General features: G+C 71.8%; 12 protein-coding genes and 4 pseudogenes. 9 read left to right on the plus strand and 7 right to left on the minus strand.

Annotated elements, in window-relative coordinates; translation table 11 throughout:
- The first annotated feature begins 228 nt into the window (after positions 1-228).
- Positions 229-558: a CBS domain-containing protein gene (locus ACIO5E_RS29325; protein WP_400673494.1), complete on the plus strand. Its 330-nt coding sequence runs from the start codon at positions 229-231 to the stop codon at positions 556-558.
- A 755-nt stretch (positions 559-1,313) separates the two neighbouring features.
- Here the strand turns inward: ACIO5E_RS29325 and ACIO5E_RS29330 are convergent.
- Together ACIO5E_RS29330 and ACIO5E_RS29335 are read right to left on the minus strand one after the other, a co-directional pair.
- A complete protein-coding gene (locus ACIO5E_RS29330; protein WP_400673571.1) occupies positions 1,314-1,595 on the minus strand; it encodes a MerR family transcriptional regulator in 282 nt (93 codons plus the stop codon).
- A gap of 1,281 nt (positions 1,596-2,876) precedes the next feature.
- The gene (locus ACIO5E_RS29335; protein WP_400673496.1) at positions 2,877-3,137 is read right to left on the minus strand and encodes a hypothetical protein; all 261 of its coding nucleotides are present in this window, start codon (positions 3,135-3,137) and stop codon (positions 2,877-2,879) included.
- A gap of 305 nt (positions 3,138-3,442) precedes the next feature.
- On the opposite strand from ACIO5E_RS29335, the pseudogene ACIO5E_RS29340 reads away from it, so the two are divergent.
- Both ACIO5E_RS29340 and ACIO5E_RS29345 read left to right on the plus strand, forming a co-directional pair.
- Positions 3,443-3,778, plus strand: a pseudogene (locus ACIO5E_RS29340) (restriction endonuclease); the annotation flags it as partial.
- Between the two features lie 43 nt (positions 3,779-3,821).
- Positions 3,822-3,974, plus strand: a complete 153-nt coding sequence (locus ACIO5E_RS29345; protein WP_400673577.1) for a hypothetical protein — start codon at positions 3,822-3,824, stop codon at positions 3,972-3,974.
- Positions 3,975-4,018: 44 nt separating this feature from the next.
- Here ACIO5E_RS29345 and ACIO5E_RS29350 read toward each other — a convergent pair whose 3' ends face one another.
- From ACIO5E_RS29350 to ACIO5E_RS29360, 3 genes are all read right to left on the minus strand, one after another.
- The gene (locus tag ACIO5E_RS29350) at positions 4,019-4,510 is read right to left on the minus strand and encodes a hypothetical protein (protein WP_400673498.1); all 492 of its coding nucleotides are present in this window, start codon (positions 4,508-4,510) and stop codon (positions 4,019-4,021) included.
- A gap of 766 nt (positions 4,511-5,276) precedes the next feature.
- Positions 5,277-6,533, minus strand: coding sequence for a sensor histidine kinase (locus tag ACIO5E_RS29355; RefSeq protein WP_400673500.1), 1,257 nt, complete (start codon positions 6,531-6,533; stop codon positions 5,277-5,279).
- Positions 6,530-7,210, minus strand: coding sequence for a response regulator transcription factor (locus tag ACIO5E_RS29360; RefSeq protein ID WP_400673573.1), 681 nt, complete (start codon positions 7,208-7,210; stop codon positions 6,530-6,532). The genes ACIO5E_RS29355 and ACIO5E_RS29360 overlap by 4 nt, the downstream gene beginning before the upstream one ends.
- A gap of 319 nt (positions 7,211-7,529) precedes the next feature.
- Here ACIO5E_RS29360 and ACIO5E_RS29365 point away from each other — a divergent pair, with 319 nt between their 5' ends.
- The 4 genes and pseudogenes from ACIO5E_RS29365 to ACIO5E_RS29380 all read left to right on the plus strand — a co-directional run.
- On the plus strand, positions 7,530-9,161 hold the full coding sequence (locus ACIO5E_RS29365; RefSeq protein ID WP_400673502.1) for an alpha/beta hydrolase: 1,632 nt from the start codon (positions 7,530-7,532) through the stop codon (positions 9,159-9,161).
- A gap of 73 nt (positions 9,162-9,234) precedes the next feature.
- Positions 9,235-9,780: pseudogene (locus ACIO5E_RS29370) on the plus strand (serine/threonine-protein kinase); the annotation flags it as partial.
- 278 nt (positions 9,781-10,058) lie between these two features.
- Positions 10,059-11,762, plus strand: coding sequence for an FAD-dependent monooxygenase (locus ACIO5E_RS29375; RefSeq protein WP_400673504.1), 1,704 nt, complete (start codon positions 10,059-10,061; stop codon positions 11,760-11,762).
- A 638-nt stretch (positions 11,763-12,400) separates the two neighbouring features.
- Positions 12,401-12,610 (plus strand): annotated as a pseudogene (locus ACIO5E_RS29380) (IS3 family transposase); the annotation flags it as partial.
- A gap of 189 nt (positions 12,611-12,799) precedes the next feature.
- Here the strand turns inward: ACIO5E_RS29380 and ACIO5E_RS29385 are convergent.
- Both ACIO5E_RS29385 and ACIO5E_RS29390 read right to left on the minus strand, forming a co-directional pair.
- Entirely contained in the window at positions 12,800-13,291 is a 492-nt protein-coding gene (locus ACIO5E_RS29385; RefSeq protein WP_400673506.1) for a DUF5994 family protein, read from the minus strand.
- Positions 13,292-13,459: 168 nt separating this feature from the next.
- Positions 13,460-13,693, minus strand: a pseudogene (locus tag ACIO5E_RS29390) (SpoIIE family protein phosphatase); the annotation flags it as partial.
- 57 nt (positions 13,694-13,750) lie between these two features.
- Here ACIO5E_RS29390 and ACIO5E_RS29395 point away from each other — a divergent pair.
- Both ACIO5E_RS29395 and dnaK read left to right on the plus strand, forming a co-directional pair.
- Complete coding sequence (locus tag ACIO5E_RS29395; RefSeq protein ID WP_400673508.1) at positions 13,751-13,879, plus strand: hypothetical protein; 129 nt, start codon at positions 13,751-13,753, stop codon at positions 13,877-13,879.
- A gap of 144 nt (positions 13,880-14,023) precedes the next feature.
- Positions 14,024-15,880, plus strand: coding sequence for a molecular chaperone DnaK (gene dnaK / locus ACIO5E_RS29400; RefSeq protein WP_400673510.1), 1,857 nt, complete (start codon positions 14,024-14,026; stop codon positions 15,878-15,880).
- Positions 15,881-16,105: the final 225 nt, after the last annotated feature.

A 16,105-nucleotide genomic window follows, 5' to 3' on the forward strand; every position in this document is an offset into this window, starting at 1 on the left:
CCGCGCTCCCGGCGCGGGCCGCCACACCCCGGGCCCCGCCGGCCCCCCCGGGGCCCCGGGGGGGGGCCCCCCCCCCCCCCCCCGGGGGGGGGGGGGCCGGCCCCGCCGGGGGGGCCCCGCCCCACACGACTCACCAGCGCGAAGCAGGAGTCCCGGCCCGCTCCGGCGGACCCCGCCGGCCCTCCCACCCTCGAACACCCCGCGACCACCGCCACGGTCGGCGACCTCATGAGACACTCCGAGCTGCAGATCAGCGACGACGTCATGGTCGACATGGCGATCGACATCCTGCACAGCTCCGGCGCCGACCACATCCTGGTCCGCGACGACGACGGCCGCTGCGCGGGTCTGCTGACCCGCCTGCACCTCGCCCCGTTCCAGAGCCGCACCCGGTCCACCGAGCGCACCCCGGTGCGCGACATCGTCCTCGACCAGGCCCCGTTCGCCACCGCCGACATACCCGCCACCACCGCAGCCGCCGCCATGCGCGCCCGCGGCCTGGACACGTGGCCGGTGGTCGACCCCGACGGTCACGCCATCGGCCTGCTCAGCTTCTAGGCCAGCTCTGCCGGCGCCGACGCGCCGGCAGTCGCGTGCCCATGGCGCTGTCCACGGCGGCGTTCAGCATTGGGCCGCTGTCCTGGTCCGGGTCGCTCATCGTGGCGAGCACCAGGTCGCCGGTTCCCGGTCGCAGGCGGATGTCGAGGGCAGGGGGTCGGACTCCGCGGGGACGGCCACCGAGTACTCCTCGCGGCCCCGGTCTCGGGCGGGCCGTAGTGCGCCCGCAAAGCGGGCGACTTGCCTGACGGCCCGCAGGTGGCAGCGCAACCCCACCGTAGCGGCCGGGCGACCGCGCGGACCGCCCGCTCAGGGCAGGCGAACCGCCTGCGGCAAGCGCGGCCAAGGACCGGGCAAGGAAGCACAGTTGTGCACTGAGCGCGGCCTGAACGATCCGGTCCCGAGGGGGCCGGTGCATCCGACCAGCGGGCCGTGCGGAAGTGGCGTCGGCGTCCCTTCCTCGGTCACCTCTCGCGCGGCGCGGGCGGTCGCGGAGTGGTCATCGGGGGTGCGACCGAGGCGGTGGGAGCGTGGGCTCGGTCCGGTCGACGGGACGTAGGCCGGGCCCGGGGCAGAACGGTAGTGGATGAACCCCTGCTGTGTACTTCAACGGGGCGGCGTGCCGTCGTGCCGGGCGGCCTGGAACCGGTCCGCGCCAGTGAGACAGGGTGCCGGGCAGCCTGGCCGGTGGAGAACGATCGGCCGACGATCGGGGAGTGAGGGGTAATCGTGTCCGGGGCGGCCTGGCAGGTGGGTCAGGTGTCGGCGGCGGACTCCTGGCCGCGCGGCGAACGGCGGAGCTCTTCGTTGAGGCGCAGTGCTTCTTCGAGTTGGTCTTCGAGGATGACGATGCGGCAGGCGGCCTCGATGGGGGTGCCCTGGTTGACGAGGTCGCGGGCGCGCATGGCGATGCGCAGTTGGTAGCGGGAGTAGCGGCGGTGGCCGCCGTCGGAACGCAGGGGGGTGATGAGGCGGTGTTCGCCGAGGGAGCGTAGGAAGCCGGGGGTGGTGCCGGTCATCTCGGCGGCGCGGCCCATGGTGTAGGCGGGGTAGTCGTCGTCGTCGAGGGAGTCGGGGGTATGCGGTCGGATGGTTGCCGTGGTCACTGCACCTCTTCTTGTTGTGTCCGGGGACGCGCTGAGGGGCCCCGGGGCCATTGCGGCTCCCGGGGCCCCGAAGGGTTTTACACCATCTGCCGGCCTTGTGGCCGGCTTCCTTGTATCCGCACTGCCCCGGGGGAGGGGGCGTGCAGGGATCGCGTATGCGTGACCGGAAACCACCGTCCTTGCCTTGGGGTCTTCGGATTCCGCCCGGGCGACTTCCTCACGGGCCGGGCGATCCTGATGGCGCTCTGTCCCCTCCGTTCATCCTCTGTACTGGCCTGGTGCTGCGAACTGCTTGGTACCGCTCACACGGGTACTGCTCGGCACTGCGGAACTGCTTGTACTTCGAACTGCGTGGTAGTGCCAACCACTCGGTACTGCTGTGGCGGTCCTTGCGGTCCACCGGGTCCGGCAGCCAGCCCCGTCGCCCGTCCTGCTTAGCCACTCGGCTTGGAACCCCACTGCCGGACTCCCAGCGCGCGCGCCCGCAGTCTGGGCGCCTTCACCGGGATACCGCGTACTTCGACTGCTGGTACTGCCCAACTCAACTTCACACTGCTGGTACTGCGCTTACCGAACTGCGGTACCGCTCGGTGGCGACCCCTGATACCTGCGGGCCGCCCGGCCCGGCCGCCGGTCCTGTCGCCTTACTGCTACATCCCTGGCTTCAGGACCCTGCAACCGTACCGACCTGCGAACTCCTGTACTGCTGCCCGCCAGTTCGTGTCTGGCGGGTACCGCTGATCTCGTCTACGAGAGAAACACTAACCACGGTGTGTGGCAATGTCTACTTTGGCGGGAATAGATTTTTCGGTGTCGGTTGGGGAGGTAGTCTTCGCCCCGCACGGGGTGGGGCGGCCGGTCGCCGCAGCCGCACCCAGGGCGGAGGACGCCGCGTCCCGCGGCCAGGACCACGAGTGAACGGCAGGCGAGCGGTGGAAGGGCCGCAGGCCGCGCGGCAGGTGCCCACGCCCGACCCCCATACCGAGGCGTCGCCGGCGGCGGCCATAGGCGAAGCAGTGCGCGACCAGGACGAGAGGGTCCTCCGCCGGCTTCTGGCCCGCTTCGCCGAACAGGCCGCCATCGCGGACCTGGCCGCCCTGCGCGACGCCATCGACACCCCCCCCACGACGATGACAGTCCGCCGGGGGCCCGATAGGCCCATCCGGCCCGCCGCGCTCCCGGACCAGAAGGCGCGGGCAGCGGCATCACAGGTCAGGCAGACGTATCCGGCCCAGCGCGGCGGATGCCACCCCTGCCCCGGCCGCTGCGGGCTCGCCCGGTCGACCGGTCGACCACCATGGCCGCGGCGTCCATTTCGCACAAGGTCAGCGCCCCCGGGCCGCCGGGGGCGTCCGGATCCGAGGACGTGGTATGGGCCCGGCGCACCGACAGGGCGTCGACCAGATCACCGCCCACCCCCAGGATGCGCGCGTCCAACGGCTCAATCAGCTCCAGCAGAACCACGATCCCCATGGGTCAACCGTGCGCGCCCACCGCCGCGAACGCGACCGTGCGCCCGGGCGCAGGGCTGCCGGCGGTTAACCTCACCAGCCGCCCCGCTGGTGGCCCGGCGCGCGAACCCGGACCGGAGGAGGTGGGTCCGGGCCTGCGCGGACAGGCCGGGCCGGGCCGCGCCCATGGGCACTCGCCGGCGTCGGCCTACGCGCTTGTCGGCCTGCGTGCGGTAATGCGGCGCACCGTCCTCGGCCCACCTGTACGCCGGTTCGTGCAACCCTTGTGGGCCCTGGTCCACACCGGCATCGCCACGCGCCTCACCGTTGCCCGCACCAGGATCTCGACGTACGTCACCGACCGCATCGAGCAGTGGGCCATCGGCCGCTGCGTCAGACCGCACCCGCCGAACCCGTGCGTCCTATACACGGCGCCCTCTCGACTACACCCTGGAGGCGTTCGAGGCCGCCGCACCGGTCCGGTTCGAGGAGATGCGCCGCGAACTACTGGAGCACGACCGGTTCACCAACGCCGTACGGGTCGGCGGTGCCGGAGACCTCGGCGCCGATGTCGTCGCCGAAGACCACCTGGGGCGGCGGGTAGTGCTGCAGTGCAAGCGGTACGCGACCCCGGTGGCCTCGGAGGTCGTGCAGAGGTTCAACGGCACCGCCCAGCCGGTGCATCGGGGCTGCGGTCCCGGTTGTTGTGGCGCTCAACGGCTTCGCCGACCCTGCGGCGGCCTTCGCCGTCCAGCAGCGTCTGTACCTTGTCGACTGCGAGCGCCTCGCCCGTTGGGGTGTCGGCTGGCATCTCTACGACGTCCTCGACATCGACCGCGGCCCGGGGTGGCGTACGTGATTGCTTGAGCGGGGCGGAGGAAGCGCGTGGCTCCTCCTCCCCGCTCAGGGCTCGATGTCCCGCCGGCCTGTGTCGTCGAGATCGGCGAGCTCGGCGGCGAAGTGCTGTCGGGTCTCTTCCTTCGAGGCCCCGTCCAGGAGGAAGCGGCAGACCCGGGTCACGAGCATGGCCGCGTGGAACCGGGAGAGATCGTCCAGCGCGATTCGACGGAGCAGCCGCGGCTCGACCATCCACGGCAGGCTGCCGAGCAGCTGGTCCCGGATGACGCGGTTCGCCGCTGTGCCGGCTGCCGTCTCCACAAGCTGGGCGTGGCGGTCGGGGTGCTGCTCCAGCACGAATTTCCACATTCGTTCCCACGCGCTGAACGTGGTCTTGATCCGGTTGGACCAGCTGTCGAAGGCTTCGTCCTCCAGACGCGTCCGGTCCGGTGCGTCGGGCAGGAGGGCGACAGCCGCGTTGAACACGTCGTTGTGGAGGCGCTCCGTCCGCAGGACCAGCTGTGCGGGCGTGGGCTCCTTGATCAGGTCGGGTGTCATGCGGCAGCGCTGCGGTACCCGCCTGCACAGCTCCGCGGCGACGGCGCCGGCCAACGCCGCCGGCCAGCCGACGGTGCCCAGGGGGCCGAGCAGACTGTCCGGGCAGCGCAGCCCCCTGGTCGTGGACGACCCGCACCTGCCGACCGGGCGGCCGTGCCGCGGTCGATCGCCCTACCGGCTGCTGAGCTCGGCAACGGGCCGTCCGGCCGCGGGCCAGGGCGCGGACTCGCAGGTGCAGGCCATGATGGCCACTGACGACCGCGACCAGGCACTGCGCTGGTACGACGGCCTTGTGGACGTCGGCGTCGAGGGCATCGTCGCCAGGGGACGTGCGAGCCGGTACACCCCAACGACGTCGTCGTGCACCCCCGTGGGCCTCTCGGAGGCCAGGGGATCGGGTTCCGGGTGCGCGGTAGCGCTCCGTGGAGATGGCATGTACGCTGCGTGTCGCTGGTTGGACAGCATGAGGGCCCGGTTGCTGCTCCGTGGGGGAGTCGCGTCCAGGCCCGGCCGCCGGCCAGGGGTCCGGCTGTGCTCGTGGGGGAGTCCCAGCCGGACCCGCCAGCGGCGGTATCGACGGTATGCCCGGACGGACAGGGCTCCAGTCGTGACAACTGTCCAACAGGACAGCGGTTCCAGTCGCGTTCGTCCATCGACCGCCCGTGCGGCAGGCTGCCGCTGCGGCCCGGCTTCTCGAGCAGCGCGGCACACTCATGTCGATGGGGCGGCGCACCGATCGTGGGCGCGCGCATCGCCGGGGGTTGGCCTACTTCGTCCGGGGCGGGAGGCGGAGGGTGAAGCGGGCGCCGCCGCGCGGGCTGGTGCCGACGTCGAGGGTGCCGCTGTGGGCGTGGGCGACCCAGGAGGCGATGGACAGCCCGAGGCCGGTGGAGCCGGAGCCGCTGTGGAAGCGCTGGAAGAGGGAGTCGGCGAGAGCCGGGGGGATGCCGGGTCCGGCGTCGTCGATGGTCACCGTTCCGTCGGCGGCCACGGTGACGTCGACTTCTGCGGGCAGGCCCGGGGCATGGCCGTGGAGGAGCGCGTTGCCGAGCAGGTTGGCCACCGCCCGCCGGAGCAGGTCGGGATCGGCGACCACGACGACCGGTTCGGTGTGGACGCTCACGTGGTGCTCGCCGGTTTCGATGTCGTCGACGACCACCTCGACGAGCTGGTCCAGGCGTAGCGGCTGGCTGGCCAGGGTGCCGACACCGGCCATCAGCCGGGCCCGGGTGAGCAGGCCGTCGATCAGGTCGCCCATCCGGGACGCCAGGCGCACGGTCCGTTCGAGCGCGGCGGTGCGGTGCTCGTCGTCGCGCAGCGCAGTCTCCGCGAGGCCGCGTAGCGATGCGGTGGGTGTGCGCAGGTCGTGGGCGGCGTCGGCGAGGAACTCCTCCTGTTGCTGCAGCGCTGTCAGCGCCGGCCGGATCGCCCGCCCGGAGAGCAGGTGCCCGGCCACGGCGGACAGGGCGACCAGGACCGCACAGCCGGCCACCAGGAGCAGAGCCAGTTTGCGGTGCGCGGCCCGGTCGCCGGTGGTGTCGTCGGCTGCGACCACTGCGCCGGCCGTCGACTGGCCATTGGCTCCCGCGTAGGGCTCGGCGAGTAGCCGGATCCGGTGGCCGTTGTCGCTGCGTGCGTCGGCCACGACGGTCGATCCCTCTCGCATTGCTTCCGCGGCCACCGCTTCCAGGTCCTCGGTGTGGGCTCGGACGCAGGGCTTGCGCGGGGTGTAGGCAACGGTGGGCTGGTCGGCCGTACCGGTCACCACGGTCACCGGCGGGCAGTCGGTCTCCATCCCGTCCTGCAGGTACTGCGCTTCGAGCCGGCCGTCGTCGTCGAAGCTCAGGAGCAGGATCGCCTGGCGGGTCTGCAGGGTGAGCGCGTCGTCGAGCCGGTCGCTCCAGGAGTCGTCGTCGGTGTGGATGGCGAACGCCGCCAGGCCGATCAGTCCGATCGCGCTGGTGAGAGAGAACAGTGCGGTGAGTCGCCAGCGCAGCCGCCGGATCCGGGCCGCGGCCGTCATCCTCGGCCGCCGTCGCCGCTGCCGGGCGGCGCCAGTCGGTAGCCCACGCCGCGGACCGTGTGGATCAGCGGCGGGTCGCCGAGCTTGCGGCGCAGCTGGGAGACCAGCACCTCGACGACGTTGGAGTTCGGCTCGGTCATCTCGTCCCAGCATTTCTCGATCAGGTCGGCGCGGGGTACGGCCTGGTCCGCCCGGGCCGCGAGCAACTCCAGTACGGCGAACTCCTTGCGGGTCAGCATCAGCAGCACGCCGTCCCGGTGCACCTGGCGGCGGGCGGTGTCGATCTCCAGGTCGGCGAACCGCTGCACCGGGGGCCGGACGGTGGCCGCCCGTCGGCACAGGCTGTGCACCCGGGCCGCCAGCTCGGGCACCGCGAACGGCTTGACCAGGTAGTCGTCGCCGCCGACGGCGAACCCCTCGACCCGGTCGGCGACCGTGTCCCGAGCGGTGAGGAACAGCACCGGGACGGTCCGCCCGGCTCGGCGCAGCTCGCGCACGTACTCGACGGCGTCCCCGGAGGGCAGCATCCGGTCGAACACCGCGCAGTCGTATTCGGTGACGAACAGCGCCTCGTCGGCGGCCGGAAGATCGGCCACCTCGTCGACGGCCAGCCCCTCGCTGCGCAGTGCTGCGGACACGGCAAACCGCAGGTCATCGTCGTCTTCGGCCACCAGCACTCGCACGGCGGTCAGGATAGCCCGATGTGCGGCCCGGGCCGCCCTCATCAAATCCTCAGCTTCGCTCGGCAATCATCTGCGAGGTCACAGCGGAGCGAACCGGCAGGAGCCGAGCAGCGCGGCCGTTCGCCCGGGAGACACGTGGGCGGGCCGGCACGCGGCGCCGTGAGACACCCCCGGGCGCGATCCCCCACGCGCCCGGGGACCACCACCGGAGCCCTCGGCCCAGCCGCCCTTGGCCGCCGAGGTGGTGCCAGTGCCGCTGACCACTGCGGGCGCCGTGCGCAACAACCCTGCCAAGTCCCTCTGGAGTACCCCCATGAAGCACCCGACGAGCAAGCGCGCCGGCCTGATCCTGGCCCTGGCCGCACTCGGCGTCACGGCACTTGCCGGATGCATCCCGGCGTACGGGGACACGGCTGCGGAGGGCGCCGACACGTCGCCGACCGGCTCCGCGCAGCAGAGCGCCTTGCAGACCTTCTACCGGCAGAAGCCGACCTGGACCACATGCGGCGAGCTCCAGTGCGCCACGTTGACCGTCCCGGTGGACTACGCGCACCCGGAGACCGGCCAGACCTTCACCCTGCCGCTGGCCAGGTCCGTCACGGCGGACCCCGCCCAGCGCATGGGCTCCCTGGTCTTCAACCCCGGCGGACCGGGCGAATCCGGGGTCGAGCAACTGAAGTCCGGCGGCCTCTCCTCCTTCGGCGAACGGGCGCGCGCCCGCTTCGACATCGTCGGCTTCGACCCGCGGGGCGTGGCCGGCAGCAAGCCGGCCATCGACTGCGGCTCCTCCGACTCCGCCGACCAGGACCAGCCCGAATCCGACGCCGCCTCGACGAGTGCGTATCCGAAGACCGCTGCCGAACGCAGCGCCGCGCTCGCGGACGCCGAGAAGCAGGTCGCCTCCTGCAAGGCCCGCAGCGGAGCCATCCTGCCGCACGTCGGGACACTGGACGCGGCCCGCGACCTGGACGTGCTGCGCGCGGCCCTCGGCGACGAGAAGCTCAGCTACCTCGGCTGGTCCTACGGCACCTACCTCGGTACCGTCTACGGCGAACTGTTCCCGCACCGGGTCCGCGCGCTCGTCCTCGACGGCGCCGTCGACCCCTCACTCGACTGGTCCGAGGCCGCCCTCCAGCAGGGCAAAGCCTTCCGGAAGTCGGTGGACGACTACGCTCAGAAGTGCGCCACCGTGGTCCACGACGCCTGCCCCGCCACCACCCCGGACGGCATCCACAAGGTGATCACCGACCTGCACCGGCGGACGGCCAAGCACCCGCTGCGTATCAAGGGCACCACCGAGCGGCTCGACCAGAACATGCTGCTCACCGCCCTCACCAAGTCGATGTACTCACCCGAGTCCCAGTGGCAGGACCTGTCCGAGGCGCTGCGCGCCGCGCGGGGCGGCGACGGGACGAAACTCGCCGAGATCGCCAGCCCCGGTATATCCGGCAAATCCGCCACGCACGTCCGGTCCGCCCGGGGCGACAGCTCCGACACCGGATCCGACCCGAACACCGCCCCGGAGCAGGCCCCCGACAACTCCTCCGTCGCCATCACCGCCGTCAACTGCCTCGACCAGCCACACCCGAGGGACCCGCAGCCCTACTGGGACCTGCTGGAGCGCGCCAACCAGGAGGCCGGAGTCTTCGGTACCTCCGCCGTGCTCGCCGAACTCACCTGCAAGGACTGGCCCGCCGGGCGGCAGCAGCCGCACCGCGTGAACGCCGAAGGCCTGCCCCCGGCCCTGGTCGTCGGCACCACCGGCGACCCGGCCACGCCCTACCAGTGGTCGCAGGGCCTCGCCGCCCAACTGCCCGGCGGCATGCTGCTCACCTTCAAGGGGCCCGGCCACACCGCCTACGGCCGCGGCAACGCCTGCGTCACGAATGCCGTGGACGCCTACCTCATCGACCTCAAGCCGGTTCCGAGCGGGACGACCTGCTGAACGGCCGCGACTCCCGTCGCGCCGCCCCCGCTCACCGCTCGCACCACTGGAGACCTTCCACATGCCCATCGACATGTCCCTGGACTCCTTGCCCGCGTCGACACTCTTCCAGCCCCTGCAGCCCGACGACCCGGCCGAAGTAGGCGGCTACCGGCTGCACGCCCGGCTCGGAGCAGGCGGCATGGGGCGGGTCTACCTGTCCTACACACCCGGTGGACGGCCGGTTGCCCTCAAGACGGTCCGGCCGGAGTTCGCGCAGGACACGGAGTTCCGGTGGCGCTTCGCACGGGAGGTCACCAACGCCCGGCGGATCCATGGGCTGTACACCGCCCAGGTGATCGACTCCGGCGCGGACGACGACGTGCCCTGGCTGGCCACCGCGTACGTTCCGGGCCCGTCGCTGCAACAGGTGGTCCGGGAACACGGTGCGCTACCGGTGCGCACGGTCCTGCTGTTGGTAGGCGGGATCGCGGAGGCGCTGCAGGCGATCCACGGCGCCGCGGTGGTGCACCGGGATCTCAAGCCCGCCAACGTGCTGCTCGCGACCGACGGTCCGCGCGTGATCGACTTCGGCATCGCCCACATAGCCGGCACCGGCCTGGCCCTCGACGACCCGGCGTCACCTTGACGAGCCGAAGTCAGTAACGGTCAACGTGACAGTGCCCCCTCGTCGCATCCGGAAACGACTCGGCTACGTCAGCCCCATCGAGTTCGAGGAGAAGTACTACGCCAACCCGGCAACGGCCGAATCAGTGAACCTGAAACCCCGTCGACCCGTCCTGACCAGCTGATCGGCAACTATCGCACGGCGGGGGAACCTCAACCCTGTCGGGTCGGCGCAACCTGGTGAAGCACACTGGCTCGGGAGCCAATTCCGGACGACGAGGGAGTCTGATCATGACCGCTGTCGACGTACTCGTGGTGGGCGCGGGCCCGGTGGGCCTGACGGCGGCGGCCGAGCTACGGCGGCACGGCGTGGACTGTCGCATCGTCGACCGGCTGGCCGTCCCGGAGCCCTATGCCAAGGCCATCGGCGTCCTGCCCCGCACGCTGGAGGTGTGGGACGCCATGGGCGTGGTCCGCGGGGCACTGGACGACGCGGTGCCGCACCTGGGCCAGCTGGTCTTCACCGACGGCAAGCGGGGCCCCCGGGTCGAGCTGACTCTGCCGCCAGAGATCCCCTACCCCTTCTCCACGCTGCCCCAGTACGCGACCGAGCGGCTGCTCACCGAGCATCTCGCGCGCTTCGGCACGGAGGTGGAGCGGCCGACCGAGCTCCGCTCGGTGGAGATGCGCCCGGACGAGGTCGAGGCCGTCCTCGCGCACGCCGACGGCCGGATCGAGCGTCTGCACGCCCGCTACGTCGTGGGCTGCGACGGCGCGCACAGCCTGGTCCGCAAGGCGGCCGGGCTGACCTTCGAGGGCGACGCCTTCCCCGAGCAGTACATGATCGGCGACGTCGAGCTCGACTGGGAACTGCCCGCCGGCTACAGCATGCGGGCCGTGAACCTGGACGCGAACGGTGCGGTGGACGACATGCTCGTCTGCATTCCGATGCCGGGCGTTCGGCGGTACTGGCTGTCGATGCTGCGCCCCTGCGCCCAAGCCGGGGGCGAAGACGACTCGAGCGCGCCGGACGGGATGGGGGATGGCCACGGACCGGACCTCGGCCAGATCCAGGCCGTGCTCGACCGGTTGTCCCCGGAGCCGACGACCGCCTCCACGCTGCGCTGGTCGTCCACCTTCCGGATCAGCCACCGCCTGGTGGACCGCTACCGGAACGGCCGCCTCTTCGTCGCCGGGGACGCCGCGCACATCCACCCGCCGATCGGCGGGCAGGGTCTGAACACCGGCGTGCAGGACGCCTACAACCTCGCCTGGAAGCTGGCCCTGACCATCCGCGGTATGGCCACGGACGACGTGCTGGAGAGCTATCACGCCGAACGCCACCCGGTCGCGCAGGAGGTGGTCGACCGCACCGTCCGCCATGCCCGCACCGGCCTCAGCAACAACGGGGGCGACGCCGAGATGATGCTGAGGCGCCAGGCCCAGCTGCTGGTCGCCTACCCGGACAGCCCGTTGATCCAGCCGCAGGCGGCGGACGGCACACCCGCGGCCGGTCCCGCCGCCGGCGACCGGGCACCGGACTGCCGCGGCCTGCTGAGCGACCTCGCCGCCTACCCGCGGCGGCTGTTCGACCTGCTGCGCACCCCGCGGCACGTGCTGCTGCTGTTCGCGGGCTCGGAGTACGCCTCGGGCGACGGCGCCGCCCGGCTCGAGGCCTGCGCCGCCGAGGCGCATCGCGCCGCCCACGGCCTGCTCGACGCCTATCTGGTCACCGCCGCAGAGGTACCAGAGGACGCTCGCCCGGTCGGCCTGCGCCCGCCGCGGGTGCGCGACGCGGCGGGCGAGTTCCGCGACGCCTATGCGCCACGTGACGGCGAGGCCCTCCTGATCCGCCCGGACGGCTACCTCTCCGGACGCTTCCACCCGGCCGTACCGGAACGCCTGACGGCGCATCTGCGCCGAACCTTCTCAACTTCCGCTGCCGCGGGCGAAGCGCCGCCGGTGACGGTCCTGCAGGCGGCACTGTCACGTTGACCGTTACCGACTTCGGCTCGTCAAGGTGACGCCGGGTCGTCGAGGGTCAGGCCGGTGCCGGCTATGAAGCCGTCGAGGGTGTCGGGTCGGTACTGGAGGCTGTGCCGTTCGGAAACTTGTCGCTGCTGGTCAGGCCGTGTATCGGTACGCGTTGATGACGCCGCTGAGCACTCGCGCGCGGAGGAGCCGGTGAGCGGCCAGGTCGGCTCTTGGCATGGGGTGCTCCTGGGCGAGGGGCGGGAGCCGTCCCCGCCCGCAGTCGCGCAGTCCCGTCCGGGCGCGGGCGGCTCGGTCCGGGGGCTGCTGGCCGCCTCCCACGCCCTTCCCTCGATCGCCGTCACCGCCGTGATCACCGCTCTGACGGTCGCTTCCGGGCGGGGACTGGCGGGCAGCGCGCTGGTGGCCTCGGCGGTGCTCACCGGGCAGCTGTCGGTGGGCTGGTGCAACGACCGTGTCGATCTGTGCCGGGACCTTGCCACCGGTCGGGGTGACAAGCCGCTGGTGGCCGGCGCGGTGCGCCCGCGGATCGTGGCCGTCGCCGCCGGGTGCGCGCTCGCGCTGTGCGTTCCGCTGTCGCTGGCCAACGGGCTCGCGGCCGCCACGGCTCACCTGGTCGGCGGCAGGAGGTCAAGAAGGACGCCGGCCTCATTCATCACAGCGACCGCGGGTCACAGTACGCATCCATTCGCTACACGGAACGATTGGCCGAGGTCGGCGCCTCGGCGTCGGTCGGCTCTGTCGCGGACTCGTACGACAACGCGATGGCAGGGGCCCTGAACGGCACGTTCAAAGCCGAACTGATCGAGCGTCGGGGACCACGGCGGGACTGCGACGAGGTCGAGCCGGCTGCCTCCCAGCGTGGTGCGACGGAGAACGACTCCACTCCGCCCCTCCCGCCCGACGAGTACTGCAGGTCCAGCGGCCCCGTCGACGGCTCCGCCGGTGCCCGGGCGTCGGCCGAGAGTTTCATGTGGACGGACATCTCTCCGTCCCGCCTTTCCTGTCTGCCCGAGGAGCCCGGCCGACGAGGCCGTCCCTCAGGACGCTTCGGCCGGTGGCTCGGAGCCGATGCCGGTGGCGATGAGGATCTGCCGTGCCGAGTCGCTTCCGCCGGCCTCGACCGCGCGGGCCATCGCGGCCAGGGCCGCCTCCTGGCTCGCCTGCGGGGGGACGACGAGCAGGCTGAAGTGATCGCGGTCGCCCCGCGTGACGATCACCGTGTCGTCGCCGACCGGGTACCGGTCGATGTGCACCGACCGGCCGTCGACGACCAGCCGGGCCGGCACGTCGTCCCAGGCTTCCGTGTCCAGCCCGACGCTCGCCACGGGGCCGAGGTGTTCGGTCAACGCCCTGACCAGGCCAGGCAGTTCGGCGCCGACGTTCCGTGAACGCGGCCACCATGCGCCGTCGAGCACACCCTCGCGCGACTGTGTGGTCTCCAGGCGCAACAGGACCGTCCCCGGCTTCGCGGCCTGCCGGAACCGGTCCGGCAGAAGTCCCGGGAGCGCAGCACCGGATTCGTCAGACATGGCTCGCCACCTGTCCGTGGACGCACGCCAGCCCCACCGGGCGGGGGCCGACCGCTGGGGAGCGGCGGCTGGGCCGCCCCGATATCCCCACGGTACTCCGCCCGCGCCGGGCCGGTCCGGCCGGTCAGGAGAGCCTGCGCGGGGTGCCGGCGCGGGGTGCCGGCCCGCTCAGCGCCACTCGATCAGGAACAGGGTGGCGTCGTCGCTCGTGCGCCCGCCCCGCTTCTCCTTCAGGACGTGGGAGAGCGCGCGCACCACGGCCCGCACCCCGGCCTGCGAGCGCTCGACACGGTTGACCCAGTCGATGAGCTGCTCCTCCCCGAACTGCTCCTCCCCGAACTGCTCCCCACCGGGCTCGCGCTCCTCGGCCAGGCCGTCGGTGAAGCACAGGACCCGGTCACCGTGCCGCCGTCCACCGCCGCGCGAGGGCCGCTCGCCCCTGGATTCGGCGCGCTCGTCATGCCGCCCCAACGCTGCGGTGCCCGGCCAGGTCCGCACGGCGGCCGAACCAACGACCGCTCCGACACCGCCACCACCAGGCTGCTGCGCCCCACCCGCCTCTACCGGCTGCTCGCCATCGAGCCGTGAGCGCGCAGGCCGTCGCCCCCGCGGTCCGGCGCGGGCCCCGCCAATGCGACTCCCGCCAGCCCTTGACACCGGGCAACTCAAGCTTTACGAGTGAGGAAGAGGGGGTTGGCCCGGGAATCCGCTCGTGCGGGAGGAGGCCCCGCGATGGCTCGCTCCGTCGGTATCGATCTGGGCACCACGAACTCCGTCGTCTGTGTCCTGGAGGGCGGCGAGCCCACCGTCATCCCCAACGCGGAGGGGGCGCGCACCACCCCGTCAGTCGTGGCGTTCGCCAAGGGCGGCGACGTGCTGGTCGGCGAAGTCGCCAAACGCCAGGCCGTCACGAACGTGGACCGCACCGCCCGCTCGGTCAAGCGCCACATGGGCGACCCGCACTGGCGCTTCCCCGACACCGGCGACGTCGAGGGAAAGCGGTACACCGCGCAGGAGATCTCCGCCCGCGTACTGCAGAAGCTCAAGCGCGACGCCGAGGCCTATCTCGGCGAAGACGTCACCGACGCCGTCGTCACCGTCCCCGCCTACTTCAACGACTCCCAGCGCACCGCCACCAAGGAAGCCGGGGAGATCGCCGGCCTGAAGGTGCTGCGCATCGTCAACGAGCCGACCGCCGCGGCCCTCGCGTACGGGCTGGACAAGGAGAGTGACCAGACGATCCTGGTCTTCGACCTCGGCGGCGGGACCTTCGACGTCTCCCTGCTGGAGATCGGCGAGGGCGTGGTGGAGGTGAAGGCCACCAACGGCGACACCCACCTCGGTGGTGACGACTGGGACCAGAAGATCGTCGACCACCTCGTCCAGCAGTTCAAGAACGGCTACGGCATCGACCTGTCGAAGGACAAGATGGCCGCGCAGCGGCTGCGCGAGGCCGCCGAGAAGGCCAAGATCGAGCTGTCCTCGACGAGCGAGACGACGATCAACCTGCCCTACATCAGCGCCTCCGCCGAGGGCCCGCTGCACCTGGACGAGAAGCTCACCCGCGCCCAGTTCGAGCAGCTGACCGCCGACCTGCTGGAACGCTGCAAGACCCCGTTCCACCAGGCGGTGAAGGACGCCGGGATCAAGGTGTCCGACATCGACCACGTCATCCTCGTAGGCGGCTCGACCCGCATGCCGGCCGTCACCGGCCTGGTGAAGGAGCTGACCGGCAAGGACCCGCACAAGGGCGTCAACCCGGACGAGGTCGTCGCCATCGGCGCCTCCCTGCAAGCCGGTGTCCTCAAGGGTGAGGTCAAGGACGTCCTGCTGCTCGACGTCACCCCGCTGTCCCTCGGCATCGAGACCAAGGGCGGCATCATGACCAAGCTGATCGGGCGCAACACCACGATCCCCACCCGGCGCTCCGAGATCTTCACCACGGCCGAGGACAACCAGCCGTCCGTGCAGATCCAGGTCTACCAGGGCGAGCGCGAGATCGCCGCGTACAACAAGAAGCTCGGCATGTTCGAGCTGACCGGCCTGCCGCCGGCCCCCCGCGGTCTGCCCCAGATCGAGGTCACCTTCGACATCGACGCCAACGGCATCATGCACGTCGCCGCCAAGGACCTCGGCACCGGACGGGAGCAGCGGATGACCGTCACCGGCGGCTCCTCCCTGCCCAAGCAGGACATCGAGCGCATGATGCGCGAGGCCGAGCAGCACGCCGAGGAGGACCGTCGCCGCAAGGAGGCCGCCGAGACCCGCAACCAGGCCGAACACCTCGTCTACTCCACCGAGAAACTCCTCCAGGAGAACCCGGACAAGATCCCCTCAGACGTCACCTCCGAGGTGAACGAGGCCCTGGCGGACCTGAAGGACAAGCTCAAGGGCGAGGACAGCCCGGCCATCCGCACCTCGATGGAGCGCGCGGCCACCGTCGCACAGAAAATCGGCACCGCCCTCTACGCCCAGGCCGGCGGCCCGCAAGCCGCGGCCGGCACCGGCCCGACGCAGAGCGGCGATGAGGAGGAGGTCGTCGATGCGGAGATCGTCGACGACCAGACCCCGAAACGAGAAACCGGATGAGCCAGCCCGGGCCGGGACGACCGCCCGGGGGGCGTCATCCGTGACAGCGGCCTCCCTCCAGTCACGACAACCCGGCCCCGCCCCGACAGGCCCGCCCACCGGGGCGCACCGCCAGCTCGCGGTGGAGGGCCGGCGGCCGTGGCTGAACAATGCGCCCCGCGGCGTGCGAGGGTCGGCTTTTCCCGGGCGGACGAGGAACCGTCCCGGTGGCCCGACGAAGCGGAT

The sequence above is a fragment of the Kitasatospora sp. NPDC087314 genome (genome assembly GCF_044744365.1).
Lineage (GTDB): Bacteria > Actinomycetota > Actinomycetes > Streptomycetales > Streptomycetaceae > Kitasatospora.